This window comes from Brevundimonas sp. DW-iso22 (genome assembly GCF_058725425.1).
Genome location: NZ_JBZXEB010000006.1, coordinates 136,735 through 154,552 on the forward strand (window position 1 = coordinate 136,735; position 17,818 = coordinate 154,552).

Annotated in this window: 19 protein-coding genes; 15 read left to right on the forward strand and 4 right to left on the reverse strand. The window is 65.4% G+C overall.

The window, feature by feature from the left end:
* Window positions 1-71: 71 nt before the first annotated feature.
* Complete coding sequence (locus AC4PRM_RS11300) at window positions 72-2,489, forward strand: penicillin-binding protein 1A (RefSeq protein WP_492039927.1); 2,418 nt, start codon at window positions 72-74, stop codon at window positions 2,487-2,489.
* Window positions 2,490-2,563: 74 nt separating this feature from the next.
* Window positions 2,564-3,686 (forward strand): peptide chain release factor 2 gene (prfB, locus tag AC4PRM_RS11305; protein WP_492039928.1). Its coding sequence is split into 2 segments (ribosomal slippage): window positions 2,564-2,632 and window positions 2,634-3,686, totalling 1,122 coding nucleotides; the frame shifts between segments, so codons are not numbered across the junction.
* A 44-nt stretch (window positions 3,687-3,730) separates the two neighbouring features.
* On the opposite strand, the gene AC4PRM_RS11310 is transcribed toward prfB, so the two are convergent.
* The 3 genes from AC4PRM_RS11310 to tyrS form a co-directional block, all read right to left on the reverse strand.
* Window positions 3,731-4,324 (reverse strand): bactofilin family protein, encoded by a 594-nt coding sequence (locus AC4PRM_RS11310; RefSeq protein WP_373257319.1) that lies wholly within the window; start codon window positions 4,322-4,324, stop codon window positions 3,731-3,733.
* 94 nt (window positions 4,325-4,418) lie between these two features.
* Entirely contained in the window at window positions 4,419-4,886 is a 468-nt protein-coding gene (gene bcp, locus AC4PRM_RS11315; RefSeq protein WP_492039929.1) for a thioredoxin-dependent thiol peroxidase, read from the reverse strand.
* Window positions 4,887-4,898: 12 nt separating this feature from the next.
* Complete coding sequence (gene tyrS, locus AC4PRM_RS11320) at window positions 4,899-6,155, reverse strand: tyrosine--tRNA ligase (protein ID WP_492039930.1); 1,257 nt, start codon at window positions 6,153-6,155, stop codon at window positions 4,899-4,901.
* Window positions 6,156-6,205: 50 nt separating this feature from the next.
* On the opposite strand from tyrS, the gene AC4PRM_RS11325 reads away from it, so the two are divergent.
* Complete coding sequence (locus tag AC4PRM_RS11325; protein WP_492039931.1) at window positions 6,206-6,742, forward strand: DOMON-like domain-containing protein; 537 nt, start codon at window positions 6,206-6,208, stop codon at window positions 6,740-6,742.
* Window positions 6,739-7,941, forward strand: coding sequence for an exo-beta-N-acetylmuramidase NamZ family protein (locus tag AC4PRM_RS11330; RefSeq protein ID WP_492039932.1), 1,203 nt, complete (start codon window positions 6,739-6,741; stop codon window positions 7,939-7,941). Before AC4PRM_RS11325 ends, AC4PRM_RS11330 begins: the two co-directional genes overlap by 4 nt.
* A 69-nt stretch (window positions 7,942-8,010) precedes the next feature.
* On the opposite strand, the gene AC4PRM_RS11335 is transcribed toward AC4PRM_RS11330, so the two are convergent.
* On the reverse strand, window positions 8,011-8,661 hold the full coding sequence (locus AC4PRM_RS11335) for an alpha/beta hydrolase (protein ID WP_373257329.1): 651 nt from the start codon (window positions 8,659-8,661) through the stop codon (window positions 8,011-8,013).
* Between the two features lie 162 nt (window positions 8,662-8,823).
* On the opposite strand from AC4PRM_RS11335, the gene AC4PRM_RS11340 reads away from it, so the two are divergent.
* From AC4PRM_RS11340 to AC4PRM_RS11390, 11 genes are all read left to right on the forward strand, one after another.
* Window positions 8,824-9,315: an Rrf2 family transcriptional regulator gene (locus tag AC4PRM_RS11340; protein ID WP_487922049.1), complete on the forward strand. Its 492-nt coding sequence runs from the start codon at window positions 8,824-8,826 to the stop codon at window positions 9,313-9,315.
* On the forward strand, window positions 9,312-10,463 hold the full coding sequence (locus AC4PRM_RS11345) for a cysteine desulfurase family protein (RefSeq protein WP_492039933.1): 1,152 nt from the start codon (window positions 9,312-9,314) through the stop codon (window positions 10,461-10,463). Before AC4PRM_RS11340 ends, AC4PRM_RS11345 begins: the two co-directional genes overlap by 4 nt.
* A 4-nt stretch (window positions 10,464-10,467) precedes the next feature.
* Window positions 10,468-11,934, forward strand: a complete 1,467-nt coding sequence (gene sufB / locus AC4PRM_RS11350; RefSeq protein ID WP_492039934.1) for a Fe-S cluster assembly protein SufB — start codon at window positions 10,468-10,470, stop codon at window positions 11,932-11,934.
* Complete coding sequence (locus AC4PRM_RS11355) at window positions 11,934-12,194, forward strand: hypothetical protein (RefSeq protein WP_492039935.1); 261 nt, start codon at window positions 11,934-11,936, stop codon at window positions 12,192-12,194. Before sufB ends, AC4PRM_RS11355 begins: the two co-directional genes overlap by 1 nt.
* 1 nt (window position 12,195) lies before the next feature.
* A complete protein-coding gene (sufC, locus tag AC4PRM_RS11360; protein WP_492039936.1) occupies window positions 12,196-12,945 on the forward strand; it encodes a Fe-S cluster assembly ATPase SufC in 750 nt (249 codons plus the stop codon).
* A 163-nt stretch (window positions 12,946-13,108) separates the two neighbouring features.
* Entirely contained in the window at window positions 13,109-14,122 is a 1,014-nt protein-coding gene (sufD, locus tag AC4PRM_RS11365) for a Fe-S cluster assembly protein SufD (RefSeq protein WP_492039937.1), read from the forward strand.
* Window positions 14,101-15,339 (forward strand): aminotransferase class V-fold PLP-dependent enzyme, encoded by a 1,239-nt coding sequence (locus AC4PRM_RS11370; RefSeq protein WP_492039938.1) that lies wholly within the window; start codon window positions 14,101-14,103, stop codon window positions 15,337-15,339. Before sufD ends, AC4PRM_RS11370 begins: the two co-directional genes overlap by 22 nt.
* On the forward strand, window positions 15,336-15,728 hold the full coding sequence (locus AC4PRM_RS11375; protein WP_373257345.1) for an SUF system Fe-S cluster assembly protein: 393 nt from the start codon (window positions 15,336-15,338) through the stop codon (window positions 15,726-15,728). The genes AC4PRM_RS11370 and AC4PRM_RS11375 overlap by 4 nt, the downstream gene beginning before the upstream one ends.
* 8 nt (window positions 15,729-15,736) lie before the next feature.
* Window positions 15,737-16,141 carry a HesB/IscA family protein gene (locus AC4PRM_RS11380; RefSeq protein WP_492039939.1) on the forward strand — a complete coding sequence of 135 codons (405 nt, stop codon included), beginning with the start codon at window positions 15,737-15,739 and terminating at the stop codon, window positions 16,139-16,141.
* Window positions 16,141-17,142 carry a methionine ABC transporter ATP-binding protein gene (locus AC4PRM_RS11385; protein WP_492039940.1) on the forward strand — a complete coding sequence of 334 codons (1,002 nt, stop codon included), beginning with the start codon at window positions 16,141-16,143 and terminating at the stop codon, window positions 17,140-17,142. Before AC4PRM_RS11380 ends, AC4PRM_RS11385 begins: the two co-directional genes overlap by 1 nt.
* Window positions 17,142-17,807 carry a methionine ABC transporter permease gene (locus AC4PRM_RS11390; RefSeq protein WP_492039941.1) on the forward strand — a complete coding sequence of 222 codons (666 nt, stop codon included), beginning with the start codon at window positions 17,142-17,144 and terminating at the stop codon, window positions 17,805-17,807. Before AC4PRM_RS11385 ends, AC4PRM_RS11390 begins: the two co-directional genes overlap by 1 nt.
* The last annotated feature ends 11 nt before the right edge of the window (window positions 17,808-17,818 follow it).

The following is a 17,818-nucleotide window of genomic DNA, read 5'->3' on the forward strand; positions in this document are numbered from 1 at the left end:
TCATTGTCGCTATAGCGAACCCCGGCGAGGCAAGCTAAACCCACATCAATGCGCGCGCCCCGGAGTTTCAGGTGAAGATTGCCGAACGCTGGTTCGTAAGGGCGGGTATCGTCCTGCTTGGCGGCATTGCCGTGGTGGGCCTGGCCGTGGCCATCTACGCCGCCTGGCTTTTCCACGACCTGCCGGACGCCTCCGACCTGGCCGATTATCGCCCGGCGACGGCGACGCGTGTCTATGCCGGCGACGGCACCCTGATCGGCGAGTTCTCGGACGAACGCCGAATCTATGTACCCTATGAACAGATCCCCGAGCCCGTCGTTCAGGCCTTCCTGTCGGCCGAGGACAATGACTTCTTCAACCACGGCGGCATCGACGTGTCTGGGCTGGGCCGGGCCATGTTCAAGAACGTCTTCAACGCCGCCTCGGGTCGGCGCCTGGAAGGCGGCTCGACGATCACCCAGCAGGTCGCCAAGAATGTGCTGTTGGCCGGCCAGACCGGCGTAAACCGCAAGGTCAAGGAAGCCATTCTGTCCAACCGCCTCGAGGCGACGCTGACCAAGGAGCAGATCCTCGAGCTGTATCTGAATGAAATCTACCTGGGTTATCGCTCGTTCGGCGTGGCGGCGGCGGCCTACAACTATTTCGGCAAGTCACTCAGTGAACTGAGCCCGGACGAGGCGGCGTTTCTGGCGGCCCTGCCCAAGGGACCGGCCAACTATCATCCCAAACGCTTCCCCGGCCGGGCGACGGGCCGCCGGGACTGGGTTCTGGGCGAAATGAACCAAAATGGCTGGCTGACCGACGCCCAACTGATCGAGGCGCGCGCCCGCCCGTTGACCACCCAGGACGCGCCGCGGCGTGCCCAGTATGCCGACGCTGACTTCTTCGTCGAGGAGGCGCGGCGTCAAGCCATCGCCCGCTTCGGGCGGGACGATGTGAACCGCGGCGGCTACTACATGCGCACGACCCTGGACCCGTCGTTGCAATCAGCCGCTCGTGATGCGCTGATGAAGGGTTTGGAGAACTATGACCGTCGCCACGGCTGGCGCGGGGCCTGGGGCACGACGGACTTCGCTGAAGGCTGGCAGGACGTGGCCTTGGCAGAGACACGCCCGCCGGAGCGCAGGGCCTGGCAGGCGGCGGCTGTCGACAGCGTCTCGGGCAATAACGTCCGTATCATCACCGCGCGTGACGGACGGACCGGCAGCCTGCTGGCCGCCGATGCCGCCTGGGCCAATGCCAACCGTCCGCTGAAGCGCGGCGATCTGATCTTCGTGGAGCTCACAGGCGGCCAGTTCGCCTTGAAGCAGGTACCGCGCGTCAACGGAGCCCTGGTCGCCATAGAGCCACAGTCCGGCCGTGTGCTGGCGATGGTGGGGGGCTATTCCTATGCCTTGTCCAGCTTCAACCGTGCGACGCAGGCGGAGCGCCAGCCGGGTTCGGCCTACAAACCCTTCGTCTATGCCGCCGCTCTGGAGGGCGACTTCACGCCGGCATCGATCGTGCTGGACGCCCCGATCAGCTTTGCGGGCGGGGCCAATGGCGGGCGCTGGACGCCCGAGAACTACAGCCGTCAGTACTATGGGCCCCAGAGCCTGCGCCGTGGGCTGGAGCTGTCGCGCAACGTCATGACGGTGCGGCTGGCTCAGTCGGTCGGCATGGACAACATCGTGGCCCTGTCCGAGAAGATGGGCGTGGCCGACAACCTGACGCCCAATCTGTCGGTGTCGCTGGGGGCAGGGGAGACCACGCCCTATCGCCTGACCGCAGCCTATGCCGCCTTCGTCAACGGGGGGCGCCGCGTGAACCCCTATCTCATCGAAATGGTCCAGGATCGCGACGGCGAGACCATCTATCGCGCCGACGACCGCCGCTGCCGTGACTGTGGTCGCCCATTCACCGGTCAGGAATCGCCGAGGCTTGACCCGCGTGGCCAACAGGTCATCGATCCGATCACCGCCTATCAGATGAGCTCGATGCTGGAAGGTGTCGTTCAACGCGGCACAGCGGCCAGCGCCCGCGGCCTGGGCCGCTGGGTCGGGGGCAAGACCGGCACGACCAATGAGTATCGCTCTGCCTGGTTCGTAGGCTTTTCGTCTGACATCGTCGTTGGTGTCTTCATCGGCTTCGACGACAACCGCTCGCTGGGCTACGGCGAGACGGGCACGACGGCGGCTGTGCCCGTATTCGCCGACTTCATGCAGACGGCACTGCGCGAGCGCCCGGCGCGTCCGTTCGTGCGGCCCAAGAACGCCATCTTCCGCAGTGTGAACGGCATCGAGGAAGCCTTCCGCCCCGGAACGACACGGCGGATCGAGGAACGCGCACCGACGGGCCCGACCGTTCCCACGGGGCCTCAAAACTATAATGAAGTTATCCGCCGAGAGCAGGAAGAGGCACAGGGCCCTGCTCCGGGACCGGTCGCCCCGGCCCCGACGACGCCTCAGCCGACTCCGCCCCCTGCCGAAGACCTGAGCGGGCTGTATTGAGCCATCGGCCCTAGCCACGTGCGGCGACACCCTCTATGTCCCGCGTCCCCATATTGTATCGCGTGGAGATTGCGATGAGACCGGATGTCGAGGCCATGAAGGCCGACATCGAGCAGAGCATCGCTCTGCTCAGGAGGCGTCTTTGACTGGGATGTCGCGCTTCGAAAACTGGATGAGCTGAACGCGAGGGTCGAAGACCCGACCCTGTGGAATGACGCCGAGCAGGCACAGGCCGTGTCGCGAGACCGCGCCCGCCTGGCCGCTCAGATCGATACCGTCCGCGAGATGGAGCAGGGGCTGGAGGATGGCGTCATGCTGTCCGAAATGGCCGATGAGGAAGGCGACGAGGCGACGCTGGAAGAGGCGCGCACCAGCCTGAAGGCGATCAAGGATCGCGCCACCCGCGCCGAGCTGGAGGCCCTGCTGTCCGGCGAAGCCGATGGCAATGACGCCTATCTGGAAGTGAATTCCGGTGCCGGCGGGACGGAGTCCAATGACTGGGCCGGGATGTTGCTGCGCATGTATAGCCGCTGGGCCAAGGCGCACGGCTATGAGGTTCAGATCGAGGCTCAGGAAGAGGGCGAGCAGGCGGGCATCAAGTCGTCCACCATCCTGATCAGTGGGCCGAATGCCTATGGCTGGCTGAAGTCGGAATCGGGCGTCCATCGCCTGGTTCGCATCAGCCCCTATGACGCCGCCGCCAAGCGGCACACCAGCTTTGCCTCGATCGGCGTTTCGCCCGTGGTCGATGATACGATCGAGATCGACATCAATCCGGCTGATGTGCGCACCGACACCTATCGCGCCTCGGGCTCAGGCGGTCAGCACATCAACAAGACCGATTCGGCCGTCCGTCTGACCCACACCCCGACCAACACCGTCGTGGCCTGTCAGGCCGGGCGCTCACAGCATCAGAACCGCGAGATGGCGTGGAAGATGCTGCGGGCCCGGCTGTACGAGCTGGAGTTGCAGAAGCGCGAGGCCGCCGCCCAGGCGATGGCTGACGCCAAGACCGACATTGGCTGGGGTCACCAGATCCGATCGTACGTCCTGCAGCCGTATCAGATGGTCAAGGACCTGCGCACCAACGTCGAGACGTCGGACACGCAGGGTGTTCTGGACGGCGATCTGGACGCCTTCATGGGTGCCGCACTGGCCGCGCGCGTGGGCGAAACCAGAGGTTCGACGGTCGAGTAACTGGCCTTTCTCCCTCCCCATGAAGGGGAGGGAGAAATCGGTGTCTAGGCCGACTTCGCCTGCGCCACTGAGGGCTTGCTGGCGGCCACGGTCACGTTCGGCATGGCAGGAGCGACGGGGGTTTCCGGCTGATAGCGTTCGGGCTTGGCCGCTTCGGCCTCGGCGATGGCAGCGGCAGTGGGAAGTTCCTTTTTGGCCTGGATGGAGCGGCCCTGGAACCAGGCCCCCGGCTCAATGGCCAGCTGTTCCTGGGTAATGTCGCCCTCGACGCGGGCGGTGGCCAGGAGGCGGACCGACTTGGCGGTGATCGAACCGTTCACCTTGCCGCGCACCTCGATCATATCGGCGGTGATGGCACCCTCTACCGAGCCGCTCTCGCCGATCAGGACGCGAGCCAGACGTACGTCGCCCTTCAGCGCACCGTCGACCTGCACGTCGCCGCCGCCGGAGATGTTGCCTTCATAGCGTACCCCGGCGGACAGGGTCGACAGATTGGTCGAGCGCGGGGCGGACGCTGTCGTCGTGACGGGCGTCGTGGCCGGGCGCGGTGTATCCAGCGCGCGCGAAGGCTCCGGTGGTCGTTCCGTCATCGACGGGATGTTCAAACTGTTGTCGTCCGACTTGCTCTTGTTGAACATGGCTGTCTCCGCCTGTCGTGTAAAAGCCCCGGCGGCAGTTAGGCCGAGCGGTCGTCTGGTGGCAAGCACTGGTTCAGACCAATGCTCACCGAACCTATAGGGCGCGGACGGCGCTTAGGACCTCGTCGGCATGCCCCTTGACCGAAACCTTGCGCCAGACGCGGCGCACGATGCCCTCGCCGTCGATCAGGAAGGTCGCGCGTTCGATGCCCATATAGGTCTTGCCGTACATGCTCTTCTCGACCCAGACGCCATAGGCTTCAGTCACGCCTGCCGTCTCGTCAGAGGCCAGCTGGAGGTTCAGGTCATACTTGGCCTTGAACTTCTGCAGCTTCTTGACCGGGTCCTTGGAGACGCCGATCACCACAGCCCCCAGGCTGGCGAGGTCGTGGGCCAGGGCGGTGAAATCCTTGCCTTGATTGGTGCAGCCCGGCGTATCGGCCTTGGGGTAGAAATACAGGACGACCGTCCGGCCCTTCAGCGCGTCGAGGGAGACATTGGCGTCGCCGTCGGTGGGCAGGTCGAATGCGGGAGCCGGGGTGCCTTCGGTGATGTCGGTCATGGATTTCTCGCTTCAGACGGGACGGACGAGGACGATCTTCTTCTTGCCGGCGGCCAGTTTCAGGACGCCGTCAGCGTTGATGTCCGACGACTCGATAAGCCGCGCGCCATCGGAAATCGCCTCGTCATTCAGTCGCAGTCCGCCGCCCTGGGCCAGGCGTCGTGCCTCGCCGTTAGACGCCGTCAGGCCTGCGCGTGTTGTTACAGCGGCGATCATGGCCCCGATCACTTCGGCCGATGGCAGTTCGACGGTGGGCAGGTCGGCCGACAGGGTGCCGCGCTCGAACGCGCCCTCTGCGGCGGCCCGCGCCTTGGCGGCTTCATCCGCCCCGTGCAGCATGGTGGTGGTCGCATCCGCCAGGGCCTTTTTGGCATCGTTGATCGCTGCGCCCTCCAGCGCCTCGTAGCCCGCGATCTCGGCGTCCGACAGGTCGGTGAACAGGCGCATGAAGCGGCCGACGTCGCCATCCTCCGTATTGCGCCAGTACTGCCAGTAGTCATAGGGCGACAGGGCGTCGGCGTTCAGCCAGACGGCACCGCCGACGGTCTTGCCCATCTTCTGGCCAGAGGCCGTGGCCAGCAGCGGCGTGGTCAGGCCGAAGGCAGCTTTCTGGTCGACCTTTCGGGTCAGTTCGACGCCGTTGATGATATTGCCCCACTGGTCCGAGCCGCCCATCTGCAGCGTGCAGCCGTAGCGACGGTTCAGCTCCAGGAAGTCTGTCGCCTGCATCAGCATGTAGTTGAACTCAAGGAAGGTCAGCGGCTGCTCTCTTTCGAGCCGCAGCTTGACCGAATCGAAGCTCAGCATGCGGTTGACCGTGAAATGCGTGCCGTAATCACGCAGGAATTCGAGGTATCCGAGTTTCGACAGCCATTCGTCGTTGTCGAGCATCACGGCGTCGGTCGGACCGTCGCCAAAGGTCAGGAATTTCTCGAAAACGCCCTTGATGCCGGCGATGTTCTCGGCAATCCGCTCCTGCGTCAGCAGGGGTCGCTGAGTGTCCTTGAAGCTGGGGTCCCCAACCTTGGTCGTACCGCCGCCCATCAGGACGATCGGTTTGTGGCCGGCCTGCTGAAGACGGCGCAGCAGCATGATCTGGATCAGGTGACCGACGTGCAGAGATGGCGCGGTGGCGTCGAAGCCGATGTAGCCGGTCACGACGCCCGCCCTTGCCGCCGCATCCAGTTCCGTCGGATGGGTGATCTGATGGATGTAGCCCCGCGCCTGCATGGTCTTGAGGAAGTCGGACTGGAAGGCGGGGTCGGTCATGGGAACATCAAGTCTTGGCTTGGAGAGGAGGGGGCGTGTAGCACGGCGTCATGGAAGCGCGAACCGGCAACGAGGATGTGAAGACGGCGGTCTTGCTGCCGCATCCGGAGGCTGTCGGCGGCCCAGCTATTGATGTGACTGTTCTCTTCGAGCGGCGGGGTGGCAGCTTGTGGCTACGCTATGTCGTCGACGGCGATGTGGATGCGATCAAGTGGCCTCTTTTGGTTAAACCTGGACGTATAGACCGACTGTGGACGACGACCTGTTTCGAGGCATTCGTGAAGACCCCGAAAGGCTATCACGAGTTCAACCTCTCGCCTTCGGGCCAATGGGCCAGCTATCGATTCGACGGCTATCGGCAGGGCATGGCGAACGCGTTGGAAGCCGTGGTCGTCGCTGGCCTGGATTGTGCCGCCGACATGGTGGCACTGGAAGGCACGGTCCCGCTTCCGCCTGACGCTTCTCACCTAGGCTTGTCGGCTGTCGTCGAGGCCAAGGACGGTACCATCTCCTACTGGGCGCTTGCTCATCCGTCCGACAAGCCGGATTTCCATCATCCCGACTCTTTCACGCTGGAACTGCCATGAAATTCGGCATCGACCGCCTCTTGTCCGACGCCGACCTGCGCGCGCCTCTGAAGGGACGGCGCGTCGCCCTGGTGGCGCATCCGGCGTCGGTGACTGCGGAGCTGACCCATTCGGTGGACGCACTGATGGCCTGTCCGGACATCCGCCTGACGGCCGCCTTCGGCCCTCAGCACGGGATGAAAGGCGACCTTCAGGACAATATGATGGAGACGCCGGACGAGACCGATCCGGTGCACGGCATCCCCGTCTTCAGCCTGTATGGCGAGGTGCGCAGGCCGACGGGCCAGATGATGAGTACGTTCGACGTCGTGCTGATCGACCTGCAGGACGTGGGGTGCCGCATCTACACCTTCGTGACGACCCTGCTCTACATGCTGGAGGCGGCGGCCGAGCACGGCAAGGAGGTCTGGGTGCTGGACCGGCCCAATCCGGCAGGGCGGCCCGTCGAGGGCACGCTGTTGCAGCCGGGCTGGGAAAGCTTCGTCGGGGCCGGGCCCATGCCGATGCGCCACGGCCTGACCCTGGGCGAGATGGGCCTGTGGTTCATCGACCATTTCAAGCTGGACGTGGCCTATCGCGTCATCGAGATGCAGGGCTGGAAACCCGACGAAGCCCCCGGCTATGGCTGGCCGCTGAACCAGCGCAGCTGGATCAACCCCAGCCCCAATGCGCCCAATCTCTCCATGGCCCGCGCCTATGCCGGCACCGTCATGCTGGAAGGGACGACCCTGTCCGAGGGGCGGGGCACGACCCGTCCGCTGGAGCTGTTCGGCGCGCCCGACATCGACGCCCGCGCCGTCATCGCCGAGATGCGGGCGTTTGCGCCGCATTGGCTAAAGGGTTGCGTGCTGCGGGACATGTGGTTCGAGCCGACCTTCCACAAACACGTGGGCCAGCTGTGTTCGGGGGTCCAGATCCACGTCGACGACCCGACCTATGACCATGAGGCGTTTCAGCCGTGGCGGGTACAGGCCCTGGGCTTCAAGGCCATCCGGCGGCTGTATCCGGACTACGACCTGTGGCGCGATTTTCCGTATGAGTATGCGTTCGGCAAGCTGCCGATCGACGTGATCAACGGCGGGCCTGGGCTGCGGGAATGGGTCGATGACACTGCATCGACGCCGGCCGATCTGGATGCTGTCGCGCAGCCGGACGAGCGCAGGTGGGAAGAGTTACGCAGGCCGCATCTGCTGTACTAGGTCGACTGCACAAGCTTGGACAAGTCGGTTGGACACTCTGGAGAGTGCCGTCCCGAACTATCCAACCGATCAGGCCGGCTTTTCTTCCAGGCGCTTGTCCAGATACAGGCCGACGCGGCGGTCCACGGCATCGACGTGGTCCTGCCAGAAGTGGCTGGCGCCGTCTTCCAGCTCATAATCGATGACGATGCCCTTCTGGGTGCGCAGCTTGTTGACCACGCGTTCGACCTCGACCGGCGGCACGACGGTGTCGTTGGTGCCGTGCAGGAACAGGCCCGAGGCGGGGCAGGGGGCCAGGAAGCTGAAGTCGTACATGTTCGAGGGCGGCGACACGGAGATGAAGCCGTCCGTCTCGGGACGGCGCATCAGCAGTTGCATGCCGATATAGGCCCCGAACTGATAGCCGGCGACCCAGGTCTGGGTCGCGCCGGGGTTGTTGGACTGCAGCCAGTCCAGAGCGGTGGCCGCGTCTGCCAGTTCACCGATGCCGCTGTCGAACTCGCCCTGGGACTTGCCGACGCCGCGCGAATTGTAGCGCAGGGTCGCAAAGCCGCGCTTCACGAACAGCTGGTACAGCGTGACCGCCACCGGATTGTTCATATGCCCGCCCGCCTTGGGGTGGGGGTGCAGGATCAGGGCGATCGGCGCATTGGGGCGTTTGCCCGGGGAGTAGCGACCTTCGATGCGGCCAGAGGCGCCGGGCAGGATGACTTCAGGCATGGGCGGAGCGGATTCCCGTGTTCAACTGTCGTTTCGCAGGTGCGTAATACTTGACCGATGCGGTAGGACTTTCTAAGTCCGCATGGCGCGCAGCCGCTTTTGTGAAGCCGCGGGTTCTAGCACAGGACCCCGAAAATGCGCGCGATTTTTAGCGGGTGTCCGATGCGACTGTCGACCAAGGGACGATATGCCGTCATGGCCATGGCGGATCTGGCCAAGAATGGCCGGACCGACGACGGCCGCGACCGGGCTGTTTCCCTGGCCGAAATCGCCACGCGCCAAGAAATTTCATTGAGTTATCTGGAACAACTGTTCGCGCGTCTGAGAAAAGGCGGGCTGGTCCGCAGCGTGCGGGGGCCCGGTGGCGGCTATCGCCTGGCCAAGGGACCGCATGAGACGGTGGTCGCGGAAATCGTCCTGGCGGTCGATGAACCCATCCGCGCCACGCGCTGCGTCGGCCATTCCTCGCCCAAGGGTTGCATGATGGCGGGCGAGCGCTGCATCACCCACAATCTGTGGGAGGATCTGGGCGACGAGATCCATCGCTATCTGGCCGGGGTGTCGCTGGAAGACGTGGTAATGAACCGGACCGGGGCGCGGCGCCGGACACCCATTGACGCAACTGGGGCAGACGAGATCGGGGTGGCCGCATGAGCCCCGTCTATCTGGATTACAACGCCTCCGGTCTGGTTCGTCCTGAAGTTCAGGAGATCATGGCCAAGGCCCTGGCCGACAACGGCAATCCATCGGCGGTGCACGCCGCTGGACGGCGGGCGCGGGCGCGGGTCGAGACGGCGCGGGCGCAGGTGGCCGATCTGGTCGGGGCCGATCCGACGGCGATCGTATTCTCCTCCGGCGGGACCGAATCGAACGCACAGGCGATCCTGAGTGCCCTGGCCGCAGGCTGCGAGCGGCTGATCGTCGGGGCGACGGAACATCCCTGCGTGGCCGAGGCAGCGGCTATGTCTGGCGCGCCGGTCGAGGTGCTGCCGGTCGACGCGGACGGCGTGGTCGATCTGGTCTGGCTGGCCGATGCGTTGGCAAGGCCGGGCCGTGCCGTCGTGGCCATCCACCATGCCAATAACGAGAGCGGCGTCATCCAGCCGATCGCGCAGGCGGCGGCGTTGGTGCGGGCCGCAGGTGGCTGGCTTCACGTCGATGCGATCCAGTCGGCGGGCAAGGTGCCGGTTGATATGCGGACGCTGGATGCCGACACCCTGACGCTGTCGGCGCACAAGCTGGGCGGGCCGCAGGGCGTTGGAGCCTTGGTGCTGAAGGACGGCATCGCCGCCGTGCGCATGCTGCACGGTGCCGGGCAGGAGCGGGGTTTGCGGGCGGGGACCGAGAATGTTCCCGGCATCGCGGGCTTCGGCACCGCCGCCGACTGTGCCGCGCGTGATCTGGATCAGGCGATGGCGCATGTCGTCTGGCGCGATGCGGCCGAGGCGCGGGTCGCGGCGGCGGGAGCCACCGTCATCGGCGGCACGGTCGGGCGCCTGCCCAACACCCTGTTCATGGCCGTCGAGGGCTGGGACAGCCCGCAGCAGCTGATCACGCTGGATCTGGCGGGCATCATGGTCTCGGCGGGCAGCGCCTGTTCGTCGGGCAAGGTCAAGCCGTCCAAGGCGATCTCGGCCATGGGGCTGCATGCGCTGGCCACCGGCGGGGTCCGCGTCTCGGGCGGCTGGGGCACGACGCAGGACGATTGGTCACGCTTCGCCGACGCCTGGGTGACCGCATATGAGAAGCACAGCGCCCGTCAGGCCGAACGCCTGAGCCAGCGCGTGAAGGAAGTTGCGTAAGATCATGGCAGCCGTTCAGGAAACCATCGACGCCGTCGCCGCGCTGGAGAAGTACGAGCACGGATTCACGTCGGACATCGACACGGAGTATGCCCCGCGTGGGCTGAACGCCGACATCGTCCGCTTCATCTCCGAGAAGAAGGGCGAGCCAGCATGGATGCTGGAATGGCGTCTGGCCGCCTATGAGCGCTGGCTGGCCATGGAAGAGCCGACCTGGTCGTCGGTGAAATACACCCCGGTCGATTATCAGGACCTGTTCTACTACGCCGCGCCCAAGAAGAAGGACGGACCCAAGTCGCTGGACGAGGTCGATCCGGAATTGCTGGCCATCTATGCCAAGCTGGGCATCCCGCTGAAGGAGCAGGAAGTGCTGGCCGGCGTCGAGGGCGCGCCGCGTTACGCGGTGGACGCCGTGTTCGACAGCGTCAGCGTGGTCACCACCTTCAAGGCCGAGCTGGCCAAGGTCGGCGTGATTTTCATGCCCATTTCCGAGGCCTTGCGCGAACATCCTGAGCTGGTGCGCAAATATCTGGGATCGGTCGTGCCGGTCTCGGACAACTATTTTGCGGCCCTGAACAGCGCGGTCTTTTCGGACGGGTCGTTCGTCTACATCCCGCCGGGCGTGCGCTGTCCGATGGAGCTGTCGACCTATTTCCGCATCAATGCGAGCCAGACGGGCCAGTTCGAGCGCACCCTGATCATCGCCGACAAGGGCAGCTACTGCTCCTATCTGGAGGGCTGCACCGCCCCGATGCGCGACGAGAACCAGTTGCATGCGGCGGTGGTCGAGCTGGTCGCGCTTGACGACGCCGAGATCAAATATTCGACCGTCCAGAACTGGTACCCCGGCGATGCCGAGGGCAAGGGCGGCATCTACAACTTCGTCACCAAGCGGGCCGACTGCCGCGGCGACCGGTCGAAGGTCAGCTGGACCCAGGTCGAGACTGGTTCTGCCGTGACCTGGAAATACCCGTCCTGCATCCTCAAGGGCGAAGAGAGCTCGGGCGAATTCTATTCGATCGCCATCACCAACGGACATCAGCAGGCCGACACCGGCACCAAGATGATCCACTTGGGCAAGAATTCGAAGTCGCGGATCATCGCCAAGGCGGTCTCGGCGGGCAAGTCGGACTCGACCTATCGCGGCCTGGTGTCGGTGCATCCCAAGGCGACGGGGGTGCGTAATTTCACCCAGTGCGACAGTCTGCTGATCGGCGGCGACTGCGGCTCGCACACCGTGCCCTATATCGAGGCCCGCAACGGCTCGGCCCAGCTGGAGCACGAGGCGACGACGACGCGCCTGTCGGACGACCAGCTGTTCTATGCCCAGCAGCGCGGGCTGTCGCAGGAGGAGGCGGTGGCCCTGCTGGTCAACGGCTTCGTGCGGGACGTGATGCAGAAGCTGCCGATGGAGTTCGCGGTGGAAGCGCAGAAGCTGGTGGCGATCAGTCTGGAAGGGAGCGTGGGGTGATGGAAGACGAAGTTTGGTTCGCCCGTCCTTTCTGGACGCCAATTCATTGGAAAGGCTGGGCCCTATCCATCGTAGGACTTCCGCTCACCCTTTCGCCATTTTTTGTCACGGCCGCCATTTTTGAGGCTTTGCGCTTCACCTCTCTTGTCGACGACGCGGCCGTATCAACGCTTGAACCTTGGTTCACAGGTGGCGCTCTTCTAGCCGCTGTCATCGTAGTCATCGGCTTGAATATCACTGCCCGAAAGCACCTCCAGTAATATGCTCTCCATCCAGAATCTCCACGTCTCCGTCGGCGAAAAGCCGATCCTCAAGGGCCTCACGCTCGACGTTCCGGCGGGCGAGGTGCACGCCATCATGGGGCCGAACGGGGCCGGGAAATCGACGCTGGGCTATGCCCTGTCGGGACGGCCCGGCTATGAGGCGACCGAAGGCTCCGTGTCGTGGCAGGGGCAGGACCTGCTGGACCTGGAACCCGCCGCGCGGGCGGCCAGGGGTGTCTTCCTGTCGTTCCAGTATCCGATCGAGATTCCCGGCGTCCCGGCGCTTACGTTTGTGCGCACGGCGCTGAACGCCCAGAAGCGGGCGCGGGGCGAGGACGAGGTGTCGGCCCCCGCCTTCCTGAAGATGGTCCGGGCGGCCTCTAGCGCGCTGAAGATGGACTTCGACATGCTGAAGCGGCCGCTGAATGTCGGCTTCTCCGGCGGTGAGAAGAAGCGGATGGAGATCCTGCAGATGGCCCTGCTGGAGCCGTCGCTGCTGATCCTGGACGAGACCGATTCAGGCCTGGACATCGACGCCCTGCGGATCGTGTCGGAGGGGGTGAACGCCCTGCGTTCGCCGGACCGCGCCATGCTGGTCATCACCCACTATCAGCGGCTGCTGGACTACATCAAACCCGACCGGGTGCACGTGCTGGCCGCTGGCCGGATCGTGGCCTCCGGAGGGCCGGAACTGGCGCATCAGCTGGAGGCGGAAGGGTACGACAAATACCTGCCGGTGGCCGCTTGATGATCCTTCTCCCCTTGCGGGAGAAGGTGGCCCGCGCAGCGGGCCGGATGAGGGGTCGCACCGGCGGGACCGCTGGGCGGTCTGAAATCCATTCCGACAGGTCTGTGCGACCCCTCATCCGTCAGCCTTCGGCTGCCACCTTCTCCCACAAGGGGAGAAGGGCGTGAGCGTGTTGAATCTTTCCGACCCGTCGACCTTCCCGTCGCGGCGGGTCGAGGCGTGGAAATACACCGACCTGCGCCGGGTGCTGCGCGACGCGCCTGCACCGTCGCCGACCACCACGGTCGGACCACCCGGACCCTTCTATGAGCTGGGCGGGGATGCGATCGTGTTCGGCAACGGGCGCGCGATCGGGGTGACGGATTTCCTCGCTTCGGGCGAACAGACGCTGCGGCTGCGCTTCATCTCCAATGCTACGGAAACCGGCCATACCGCCTCGGCCCGGGTCGTGGCGCGGCCGGGGGCTAGGCTGCTGCTGCTGGAAACGCATGAGGGCTCCGGCTCGGCCTATGTCGCCCACAATCGCCTGGACATCGACGTCGCCAGCGGTGCCGAGGTGACCCGTATCGTCCTGGTCGATGAGCCGCATGACGCCATCTCCCTGACCGAGATCGATGTCCGCGTGGCACCGGGTGGTCGCTATCGCCAGACGACGATCACGGGCGGGGCACGGTTGCAGCGCCAGGAGACACGGCTGATCCACGGCGGCGAGGGGGCCGATGTCCTGCTGGACGGTCTCTACGCCCTGTCCGGGGAGCGCCACGCCGACCTGACTAGCGTCGTCCGCCACGGTGGCCTGAACGGCGTCACCTCGCAATTGACCAAGGGCGTCGTGCGTGACACGGCGCGCGGCGTGTTTCAGGGCAAGATCGTCGTCGAGCGCGGCGCCGACGGCACGGACGCGCGGATGGGCCACCATGCCCTGATCCTGGGTGAGCGGGCCGAGGTGGACGCCAGGCCGGAGCTGGAGATCTATGCCGACGACGTGCAGTGCGCGCACGGCAATACCGTCGGAAATCTGGACGAGAGCGCGCTGTTCTACATGCAGCAGCGCGGCATTCCGGCGGACGAGGCGCGGGCGCTGCTGACGCAAGCCTTCCTGTTCGAGGTCGTGGACCGCATCGCGCATGAGGATGCGAGAGAGGTGGTGAGGTCATGGCTGACGGCACGACTGTAGCCCGCTTCGATCCCTATGCGGCTCGCGCGCAGTTTCCGATCCTGTCGCGGACGGTGAACGGAAAGCCGCTGGTCTATCTGGACTCCGCCGCGTCGGCGCAGAAGCCGCGCGCGGTGATCGAGGCGATGACGGCGGCGATGGAGGGCAGCTATGCCAACGTCCATCGCGGTCTTCACACCTTGGCCAATGAGACGACCGAGGCGTTCGAGGCGGCACGCGAGACGGTCGCCCGGTTCCTGAACGCCGAGAGCGCCGACCAGATCGTCTGGACCAAGGGCGGCACCGAGGCGATCAATCTGGTCGCGGCGGGGCTGGGTCAGTCGTTGCAGCCGGGCGACGAGATCGTCGTCACCCAGATGGAGCATCACGCCAACATCGTACCCTGGCACATGCTGCGGGAAGCCAAGGGCGTGGTCCTGAAATGGGCACGGGTTCTGGATGATGGCTCTTTGGACGTGCCGGCGCTGGCCGAGCTGATCGGGCCGCGTACGAGGCTGGTGGCCGTCACACACATGTCGAACGTGCTGGGCACGGTGAACGATGTGCGGGCCATCGCCGAGCTGGCCCATGCGGCGGGGGCACTGGTGCTGGTCGACGGGTGCCAGGGGGCGGTGCATTGCAGCCCCGACGTTCAGACTCTGGACGCCGATTTCTACGTCTTCACGGGCCACAAGCTGTTTGGGCCGACCGGCATCGGCGGTCTGTATGGCAAGCGCGCTGCGCTGGAGGCTCTGCCCCCCTATCAGGGCGGGGGCGAGATGATCGCGACCGTCACCGAAGACGCGGTCACCTATGCCGGCATCCCGCACCGGTTCGAGGCGGGGACGCCGCCGATCCTGGAGGCCATCGGCCTGGGCGCGGCGCTGGACTGGCTGTCGGGCTTCGATGAGGCGGCGGTCGCGGCGCACGAACAGGCTCTGCTGGCCCATGTCCGCACTCGCCTGGAAGGCCGCGACTGGCTGACGGAGATCGGTACAGCGGAAGGGAAGGGAGCCATCTTCACCTTCACGGTCGAGGGCGCGCATGCCCACGACATCGCCCAGATCATGGACCGCTATGGCGTGGCGGTCCGCGCCGGGCTGCACTGCGCCGAACCCTTGTCGCGCCGATTTGAGTTGACCTCGAGCGCGCGCGCCAGCTTCGCCCTATATAACACCACCGAGGACGCCGACGCCTTTGCCGACGCCCTGATCAAGGCCCGCGAGTTCTTTGCATGAGTGACGACACGACCCTGCTGGGCAAGGATGACGATGGTGGACGCGGCGCGGCCGTGGCCAGCGGAGCCATCACGCCCGCCGAACTGGACCGGCTGACCGACGACATCATCGCGGCGCTGAAGACGGTGTTCGACCCGGAAATCCCGGTCGACATCTATGAGCTGGGCCTGATCTACAAGGTCGATCTGTCCGACGATTTCGACGCGCGGATCGAGATGACGCTGACCGCGCCCGGCTGTCCGGTCGCCGGCGAAATGCCCATCTGGGTCGAGCAGGCGGTGATGAAGGTCGAGGGCATCAAGTCCGCCACCGCTGACCTGACCTTCGACCCGCCGTGGGATGCGTCGAAGATGAGCGACGAGGCCAAGATGGCCCTGAATATGTTCTGAGGGATGTCATGAGCGAACTTCAGACCACAACACGTCCGCGCCGTCCGCGCCCCGCCGTCGTCACCCTGACCGAAGCGGCGGCCGAGCGGGTCTGCGCCTTGACCGAGGCCGGCGGACACAAGGCGCTGCGTGTCGGGCTGAAGAATGCGGGCTGCGCGGGGCAGGAATACACCTTCGCCTTCGCGGACGAGATCGGACCGCTGGATGAGGTCGTGACCGACAAGGGCGCCACCGTTGTCGTCGATCCCAAGGCGATCCTGTTCCTGATCGGGTCAGAGATCGATTACGAGACCACCAAACTGGCGTCCAAATTCGTGTTCCGGAACCCGAACCAGACCGATGCCTGCGGCTGTGGCGAGAGCGTTACCATCGTTCCGGTCAAGGCCATCGAAGCCGAAGAGCAAGCCGACTGATGATCCAGCTCGAGGGGGTCACCCGGCGCTTCCAGAGCGCGGCGGGCGAGCGCATGGCGCTGGATACGGTCGATCTGACGGTCGAAACCGGTCAGGTGTTCGGCGTGGTCGGGCGGTCGGGCGCGGGCAAATCGACCCTGATCCGCACCATCAATCTGCTGGAACGCCCGGATGCCGGGCGTGTCGTCGTCGATGGTCAGGACATGACGGCCCTGTCGCCCGCCGACCTTAGGGCCGCGCGTCGCCGGATCGGCATGATTTTCCAGCATTTCAACCTGCTGAACGCCAAGACGATCGCCGAGAACGTGGCCTTTCCGCTGCGGCTGGAGGGGCGGCCGTCGGCAGACGTGGATCGTCGGGTCGCAAGCCTGCTGGATCAGCTCGGTCTCGCCGAACATGCCAAGAAGCATCCCGCGCAACTCTCCGGCGGCCAGAAGCAGCGGGTCGGAATCGCTCGTGCACTGGCCTGTGAGCCGCGCGTCCTGCTGTGCGATGAGGCGACCAGTGCGCTGGATCCGGAAACGACGGATGAAATCCTGACCCTGCTGGATCAGCTGAACCGCGACCTAGGCCTCACCATTGTTCTGATCACCCACCAGATGGAGGTGGTGCGCCGGGTCTGCGACCGGGTGGCGGTGCTGAAGGACGGCCGTGTGGTGGAGGAGGGGGCGACCGCCGATGTCTTCCTGCATCCGCGCCATGCCGCGACCCGTGCCATGCTGGCCGAGGGCGAGGAGGCGTTCGACGCCACCACCTTACTACCGGGCGGACGTCTGGCCAGGCTGACCTTCAGGGGCGGCTCGACCTATGAGCCCGAACTGAGCCGCGTCGCCCGCTCGGTTGGCGTGGACTATTCCATCCTGTCGGGCCGGATCAGCCGTATCCGGGGCGAACCCTATGGTCAGCTGGTCGTGGCCTTCACCGGCGGCGATGCCGAGGCGGCGGTGGCCCAGCTGACGGCACGCGGCGTCACCGTTGAACAGGTGGGGGAGGCGGCCTGATGGAAACCTTCTTCGTCAATATCGACTGGTCCGAGATCGTTCGTGCGACCATCGACACCCTGCTGATGCTCGGCGGGGCAATGGCCCTGACCGTGGTGTTCGGCATTCCGCTGGGGGTGTTGCTGTATCTGTCGGGCAAGGGGCGGCTGGCGGCCAATCCGGTGCTGAATGGCCTGCTGTCCTTCGTGGTCAATGTGCTGCGATCGGTGCCCTTCATCATCCTGCTGATCGTCATGCTGCCGGTGACGGTGCTGTTGGTCGGAACGTCGCTGGGCGTGGCCGGGGCTATTCCGCCGCTGGTGGTGGGGGCCGCGCCCTTCTACGCACGCCTGGTCGAGACGGCTCTGCGCGAGGTCGACAAGGGCGTGGTCGAGGCGACCCAGGCCATGGGCGGCTCCACCTGGCAGATTGTCACCAAGGCCCTGCTGCCCGAGGCCATGCCCGGCGTGATCGCGGGCGCGACCGTCACCGCCATCGCCCTGGTGAGCTATACGGCGATGGCGGGGGTCGTCGGGGCCGGGGGTCTGGGGGATCTGGCCATCCGTTTCGGCTACCAACGCTTTCAGACCGATGTCACGGTCGTGACCGTCCTGCTTCTGCTCGTGCTGGTGCAGGGTCTTCAGATGCTGGGTGACCGACTGGTCGCCGCCGTTTCTCACCGCTGATCCCGCTTAGA